Origin of the sequence: Bradyrhizobium sp. Mp19 (assembly GCF_029952935.1) — a bacterium.
Lineage (GTDB): Bacteria > Pseudomonadota > Alphaproteobacteria > Rhizobiales > Xanthobacteraceae > Bradyrhizobium > Bradyrhizobium elkanii.
On the sequence record NZ_JASAUT010000084.1, the window covers coordinates 18,681 to 26,204 of the forward strand.

Below are 7,524 nucleotides of genomic sequence, written 5' to 3' on the forward strand. Positions count from 1 at the left end.
GGGCGACACGGGTGCAACCGGTGCAACTGGCGCCACGGGTGCAACTGGCGCAACGGGAGCCACGGGTGCGACCGGAGCCACGGGCGCGACGGGAGCCACGGGTGCGACTGGCGCGACGGGAGCAACGGGGGCCACGGGTGCGACCGGAGCCACCGGCGCCACCGGAGCCACCGGCGCGACGGGAGCAACTGGCGCCACGGGAGCAACTGGCGCGACGGGAGCCACTGGTGCGACCGGAGCCACCGGCGCGACGGGAGCCACGGGTGCGACCGGAGCCACCGGCGCCACCGGAGCCACCGGCGCGACGGGAGCAACTGGAGCCACGGGCGCAACCGGAGCCACGGGCGCAACCGGAGCCACCGGCGCGACGGGAGCCACTGGAGCGACCGGTGCGACGGGAGCCACAGGTGCGACCGGCGGCTCAACTGGAGCAACCGGTGCCACTGGCGGGCGACACAGCAACAATGGTCTTGGCAATGGCCCGGACGGGGGCGAAACCGGAGCACCTGGCACCGATCCGAGCAACCCCGGCCACGACAAGTCAGCCAAGGTGGGCATCACCAAGGCCGACGTCGCCACCGGAGCCAGTGGGCAGATGACCTTTATCAGCGGCACACCGGGCGATATTGCCCAGGAGCCAAAGGTGAAGCCGATTCTCGCCGCCCTTGGCGGGTCTCACGGTCTGCAACCGAGTGACTTCTCGTCGGCTGGCGCGACAGCAACTGGTCCTACGGGCGCAGCCAGTCAAACGCCCGATCTACAGTCGAAGGCCAAAGGCGGACTGTCTCTCGACGATCCGCATGGGCAAAAGACGGTGGAGAGCGTGTTCAAGCCGCACGGCTAGTCGACACGCGTCACATGGGAGGAGTGCGACCGACGCGGTTCCACTCCTCCGCTGATTAGATCGCGCAGGCGAGGCGGGGGGCTGCCGGGTCAAGGTGAGCTCGTCCGGCTCCTGCTGCCGTTTCCGCTTTGCTCGATCGGAGAACGCCCTGCGCAAAGCGTTCGCAGGGCATGTCCAAGCAGGGATAATGTCCGTGCTTAAGCAAACGTGCAGGTCCAGAAGCTTCATTCGCAACTGCTCGGTTAAGAGGCAGCAAGCAGTCCAACGCGGGAAGTTGCCGCTGGCGGTCACGCAGTGGCGGCAGCAGAACCCGGAGTTTTACCAAGCATTGTGTTGCGGAGCGCCTGAGGGCGCTTAGCCAAGGCCGAGGAGGGTTCGCAGGCGAAGCGGTAGGTCGGTCGCAACGCGTAATTCCCGGCAGCTCGCCTGCCAGGCATAGAGATAATTCTCCAATGGGATGGTGCTGCGCCCTGGCCATCTGTTCAGAGCCCCAAGTGCTTCCATGGCGCTCGGAGCGCGTTCGTATTCAGTGAGTATCGAAAGAGAGGCTACTTGAGCGAAGGAACTGAGCCCCCGCCGAGCTTCTAGCGTGGCGCGATGCTGCCTGAACCACACGCTGAAATCCTTCGTATTGCCCTGTTCGACGGCTAGCTTGCCGTAGCTCTCGACAATATTCTGCCGATAAAGGGCGACTGCCGCACCGAAGCCGCTGTCATCCTGAAACGGCGGGTCGCGTGACCAACTATCGGCCAGCAAGCTGAGGCCCCGCAGGGAAAACGCCTCGACCATCGCTTCCTCGAGCCACTGGCAAGGCCCACCCGGCTTAGCATTCGCTCGCCAGGAGTTCGCGGTGACGTGACCGAGCTCATGACCAAACTGATAGGCAAGTCTCGACCAATCGCGCTCGCCGATGTCGACAATGATCCAGGCGAGATCGGCTTCGTTGGAATGCAGCCAAATCGCAGGTGGGCCGCCGGACGGATGTTCGTCGACCCGCAGGCGCGCGGGTTGATCGTCCGATACAAGGCGCACGGCGTCAAAACAGGCTTCCCGCATGCGTTCAAGGACATGCAGCGCCGCGGCGGGAACCATATTGCCCCAGTCACCGGCAAGCTCAAGTGGAACCGAACGGAGGATTGGCCGGTGATCTGCGGTCGGCCGAAGCCTGCGTGCTGCCAAGTTCAACCGGGAGCCGTGCTTCGAAATGCCCATACAACGCCCACCAACGATACTGGCAGCGCCAAGTTATCATTGAAACATAACGAACTACGTCTCATTTCGATCCTGGGAGACTTGCTCTTCCTTGGCCCGAATGGGAGCCCTATTTGGTGACAGTCGGCGCAGGCGCCTTATAAGTCATCCAACGCGAACCCACGAAAGCCAGCGCTGCTAGCCGCGAGACCGAAACCGATTTCCGTGGACGGTGTCCTAACAACGTCACAGACACGACGTCCAGCGCCGTGGTTCCGGAAAGAATTTAATTGACCGAGAGGTGCATCGTGCTCTCAGTCAACCTTTACCTAACCGGACGAGTGTTGATCCAACGCGCTCAACAATGGGGTATTGCCGAACGGCCCATGAATACCACGGTTGTCTTGGATACCAGTCATGTAGCAAGATAGTCGGATTAGGCTTTCGGGATCGGTAGAGAACGTTCAAGGCACAGACGCCCCTCGCCACACCGTCGATCAAAAAGATGTCAGCATCAAAGATCGTATCGTCGGGAGCAAAATAATCGTCGAGCCCGATCGGATTTTCTTCGCGAGTTTCACCATAGCCGTGCTGCCAATATGAGCTAGGCTGGCACAGGTAATATTGCAGGCGTTCAGACAGTTGCGACGAAGCCTCCGCGATCGGCTTCACAATGGCGTGCCAGTCCAGGTTGTGCTCGATTGAAACCAAGCTTTGAGAACCACTCATTTCTTCAAGCCACCTGATGGTCGAGGCTCCCGACCCCCACTCAATCATTAGTGCATTCGCTGGAGCTGTTCGGATAGCGGATACAATGTATTCGACCTCGTCTTGCTCCATTTGAATCGTGTGCTGCCGACGAAATTCGTCTATCGCTGAGATGCTCACTGCTATTCCCCATATTGGCAATGCGCCGGCGTCAATGGTTGCAGGATGAAAAAAATGCAAAAGGCTCTCGCGTCGCGAGCATAATTACCCAATATCTGCATCGTTTAGCCTTGAAATCATGTACTTCCATTCGCTTTCGCGAATCTCCCAATCAAACGTCGCTTGACAGAAGTCTTGCTGCGCAACCGCCAAATCCGGGCGGCCCTGCCAAGGGTTGGCAATCTCATCCCGTAAGGCTCGGACAAATTCATGAACGTGGACGGATGAGTTGTCACTCCACGGATAGAGCCGCGCAAATCCCGCTGTGGTCTCCGGAAGTGCTCCGAGGTTGGGAATAATTACGCGGCATCCCGCCGCCATCGCGTCGATAACCGAAAGGCAAGACGTCTCTTCGAAAATCGATGGGTACGCCAAAAAATGGATGCCTCTAAGCGCGCGCTTGAGGTCCTCATTTGGCAGAAGCCCGTGATACGCGACGCCGGGCGTATTGAAAGCTCGTGATATCAAATCGCTGTAATCATGGTCCTCCATTGCATACAGTTTCATTGAAGACCAAACGTGCAACTCGACATCAGGCGCATTCAGTTCGTCCCACGCGTCAAGTAAGATCGACAGGCCCCGAAAGGGGGTGCTTGTAAATGCGAACTTCAATGGTAAAGCGCGTTTCCATGCTCTGCGCTGCGGATCAATTAACGTTGCATTCCTCAAAACGACGCACTTGTGCGGCGGGATATCGAAGGCGATTTTGTATCTTTCCAGCTGCCACTGCGAAACGAACACAAACGTCGCCACTCGGGAAACCAGTTCGGGATCTGAGCACCACTGAACTGCTTGTTGATCCGCATTGTGGTGCATCCAAAGGACGAGGGGCCTTCCTGTCAGGCTTCCGATATCGAAGCTGTTTATTCTGAGGTCAACTTTTTCGGTCACGGGCCCGAGGCGACGCTGAAGCGCCTCGACCATGAGTTCTGTCCCGCCCAGAGGCCGGCTTGGTCTGAAGCTGGCGGCCGAATCTGCCATCACGTCCCTGCGTGGTTGCGCCGGCGTCAGTATTGCCCGATGTTTGCTGATATACTCGCGTCCCAACGAGCCGAGTTGATTTCGGTAAAAGCCCAGATTTTTTACGAGCCGCGGATCGTTGGGCTTCGCGTTCAAAGCTGCTTCGCCATGCTTGATGGCCTTTTCGGGCAAGCCAAGATGGTGGTACGCCAAGGCTATAAGATCATCAATGCGAAAGCCCCACGCGTCGGGGTCATCCAAATAGGATCCGGTCTTTCGGCAAACGTGCAAACCCTGGCTGCAACTCCAAAGCAGATTGGTCCACTCGGACTTCGAGTGGTAAAGCTCGCTCAGGTCGAGCCATAGTTCTCGCCTGTGTCGTGCGATTGCGAGTCCCTGCTGAAGCCAAGTTTCGGCCTTGTCCTTCTCGAGTTTCGCAAGGAAGCGCATCGCCTCGGACCGCTCTTCCTGCCAATGCCAGGGAAGCGACAAATAGCGGTCAAAAAACTCGGCCGCTTCCGAGTGTTTTCCCACGTACATCAGTTCGCGCGCAAGCCAGAAACACAGCTGAGCGTCAGCGGGATCTTCCTTGTGCGCGAGCTCCATGAGTGGCAGGTACTGGGCGCGGCTCTTCGTTTCATCCTGCTGTTGTACAATTAGAATGTCGTGCGTTTCCGCCACCTTCTCGTCGGTGCCATTATATTGAAGATCCTCGTGTACGGCGCGCCGCCAGCGGTAACCTGTTCGGCTGTGAATTTTGCTCTTTCGAAAGATCTTTTGCTGTCCCTGCGCGGTGGTGCCCCTTGAGAAATTGTATGCAAGACGTGTGGTGTCGTCGTTCCACGTCTCCAATAGCTTTTGACGCCAGCCGCTGACGGGTGTTTCGTCCATATCCAGTGCTATGCAGATATCGACGTTTTCGGGAATAAGAGCCAGGCAGGCATTTCGCGCATCGTCAAATCGCCACGGCTTCACGGTGATCTGATGCACGATTGCGCCGGCGTCTTGGAGCAGCGCGACCGTGTCGTCCGTACTGCCAGTATCCGCGACGACGAGTAGATCTGCTTCGGCCACGGATTTGCACCAGCGCTCGACGTGCGCTCCTTCGTTCAATGCAATCGCGTAGACCGCAATTTTCTTGCGGGCGCGCGCAGCCAGCTTCTCTCTCGCGAACTGTTCGTTCTCTTCGACCCTAGCGCGGTCAGCCGCCGGCAGATGCGGGCCGGACAGAAGCTGCCGGCAGGCGGCCATGCTTTCCTTGTAGTGGCCGGACCAATATGCATTGACCGCCAGTTCGTCGAGCAATCCGTACCGGTAGATCCAGTTCTCGACAAACAGACCTGAAGCGGGAAGCGGGATGTCGATCCCACGTTGAGCAAGCCGATAACCTTCCTCGAAGCGGCCGGCCAAGCGGCAGAATCTACTTGCGCCATGTAACGCCTCGGCGCGGTTGGGCAGAAAATCGGCGGCGCGCTGGTAGGATTCGATGATTTCTTGCGCGGGAAATCCGAGTGCCTGCTTCAAGCTCGCGGCTTTATAGAGCGAGTAAAAGGCTTCCTCGATCCAAAAGCCGAGCTCGGCTCGCTCCAGATAACGCGAAAGAGCCTTCTGCTGTTCTCCGCAGTCTCGCCAGCTTTGCGCGAGGTAGAAGGTGTATCGAGAGCGCATGAAGGGGTCGGCTTCGGTCTGGAGCGCGGCCTCCAATATCGCGGCATCTCTCCGGTACGTGTTCGGGTCGCGGCGGCGAGCCCCATCGTGGTTGCGGCGCACGAAGATGGGGAGGTGACCCGAGGAATTCGCCGCATCGCAGGCCAGGAACTCATGCAGCACGCCGCGATAGCACCAGGGAAGGGCGTTGCGTACGAGCTGCGTGCGTTGATACTGAATTGAAGTGTCTTTGATATCAACGGAGTATGAATCGGCGGTCAGGTTCGGGAGCGCATTGTCAACCGGAGCCTCAATCGCGTCATCTGCGTCTATGATGAGCGAATAGTCCGCTTTGTTGCGCGCGAGCCAGAGTGCTTCGCTGCGATTGTGCGCGAAATCCTTCCAGGGCCGCTCATGCAACTCACCGGGCTTGCCGTGGATTGCGAAGAAGCTGCGGACGATGTCCTGCGTTCCGTCGGTCGAGCCGGTGTCGCAGATCACCCAATGGTCGATAAAGGGAAGCACCGATCGAAGACAGCGCTCGATGACCGGCGCTTCGTTCTTGACGATCATGCTCAGACAAATGGTCTGTTTGGCCATTCGGTGCCAACGAATTAGGGAGTTGCAACAGAATTAGGACCGCACTGCAAATTCGCCGTCTCGTTGTCGACGATCATGTTGGAAAAAAAACCGCCTCGCATCTGACACTGCGCGAACTCTATGATTTGTGTTATTCCCTCCGGCCGGACCGCTGAAATATGCCAATCCGATCGAGACGGACGAGCAAAAATTATCCGCCTGCCCTCGATATTCTTTAGAGTAATCCAAATTTGCCAAATAAGGAGAGCAGAGTTCCTTTTACGGTGAATCGTGCAGGTTGGCGAAGCCGCTGTGTGCCCGTTTTGGAACTCGGTCACGCGGACATAAGACACAAATCTCGTGAAGGAGCTTAATCCGCTTGTGCAAGCTCTGGAAGCCTCGGCTTCCGCAGGCGCGCTACGAGCCACAGGCGGTAGCCATGATACTTGCCTCATGGAACTATTCGGGTCCCGACGGGACCGGTATTGCCAATCATGGGCAGGCAGAACTCGAATTAGGGCGTACCCGGCAGATGAGTTCTAGAAGCTGGTTTTGCGAACCGAGCTGACAAGCCAGGGTTGGGCTGCGCGGCAGCGGCCCAGCACTGGCTTCCACCGGCCCAGGAGTGCTGGCACCGTTTCGTATTGGGCTAAGGGTCATTGCCCGCCTGAAGCACCCGGACGAAAGTCCCGCTCTCATGGTACTCGAGCCAGCCCTTGACCGATGGCGGCTGCAAGCCAGCCTAATATTTGGCTGGCGTCGCCTTGCGCAGCCACCGGTAGAGAAAAAGTCCGTGGACGCCCGCATAATCGAAGTAGTGGGGAGCGGGCTCTCCATGGCGCCGGCGCTGCGGACGGCGGCAGCATTTATCCGTGGCGGGGAATTGATTTCTTAACTCAAACCTTGGATGCGGTGATCGAGAAGCTTGAGAACTTCCGAAGCGATCCCTTGCCGGAAATTGGGCTTCATCCGCGATAGGTCGGGCCATGGGCTTTGCCGGTCATCATGTCCCGCTGAAACGTAATCCCGCGCCCATTATGCCAGGAGTGCCGCTGCCTCTTAAGAGTGGTTGCTGACAAGAGACGGCAAGGCACCTCTGCGCACGGATATCCCAGCCTCGTTGTCCGCATCCGCAACCCCTTGAACCTGCAGCAAAGACGAATGCCCTCGGAGGGCGGTAAGCATCCGGCGTGGACCACAGGAGGGTTAGTCGTCACGCAGCGTCATCGGCTCGCAGATTACGCCGCTTGCGCAGCTATCGCTGATCCCGGCGTCCAATTCCATGGCAGTAGCTCATCGAGCCGATGAGCTGGGTGGGCGGCGATGCGGGCAAGGATATCCGTGAACCAGGCCTGCGGATCGACGCCATTCATTTT

General features: G+C 58.5%; 5 protein-coding genes. 1 reads left to right on the plus strand and 4 read right to left on the minus strand.

The genetic code is table 11. The features are described from left to right. Nucleotides 1-550 precede the first annotated feature (550 nt). On the plus strand, nucleotides 551-844 hold the full coding sequence (locus tag QJT82_RS41795) for a hypothetical protein (protein WP_259245226.1): 294 nt from the start codon (nucleotides 551-553) through the stop codon (nucleotides 842-844). Nucleotides 845-1,198: 354 nt separating this feature from the next. Here the strand turns inward: QJT82_RS41795 and QJT82_RS41800 are convergent, their stop codons facing one another. The 4 genes from QJT82_RS41800 to QJT82_RS41815 all read right to left on the minus strand — a co-directional run. Then, entirely contained in the window at nucleotides 1,199-2,056 is an 858-nt protein-coding gene (locus tag QJT82_RS41800) for a hypothetical protein (protein ID WP_155258817.1), read from the minus strand. Between the two features lie 297 nt (nucleotides 2,057-2,353). Beyond that, on the minus strand, nucleotides 2,354-2,983 hold the full coding sequence (locus QJT82_RS41805; RefSeq protein ID WP_155258818.1) for a hypothetical protein: 630 nt from the start codon (nucleotides 2,981-2,983) through the stop codon (nucleotides 2,354-2,356). Between the two features lie 24 nt (nucleotides 2,984-3,007). Further along, a complete protein-coding gene (locus QJT82_RS41810) occupies nucleotides 3,008-6,169 on the minus strand; it encodes a glycosyltransferase (RefSeq protein ID WP_063607136.1) in 3,162 nt (1,053 codons plus the stop codon). A 1,217-nt stretch (nucleotides 6,170-7,386) separates the two neighbouring features. After that, on the minus strand, nucleotides 7,387-7,524 hold a 138-nt coding region (locus QJT82_RS41815; RefSeq protein ID WP_281446700.1), incomplete at its 5' end, for a transposase domain-containing protein.

Excerpts from the sequence above, each read along its gene's own strand:
- QJT82_RS41800 (WP_155258817.1), bottom strand. The coding sequence starts at position 2,056 with ATGGGCATTTCGAAGCACGGCTCCCGGTTGAACTTGGCAGCACGCAGG.
- QJT82_RS41810 (WP_063607136.1), bottom strand. The coding sequence starts at position 6,169 with ATGGCCAAACAGACCATTTGTCTGAGCATGATCGTCAAGAACGAAGCG.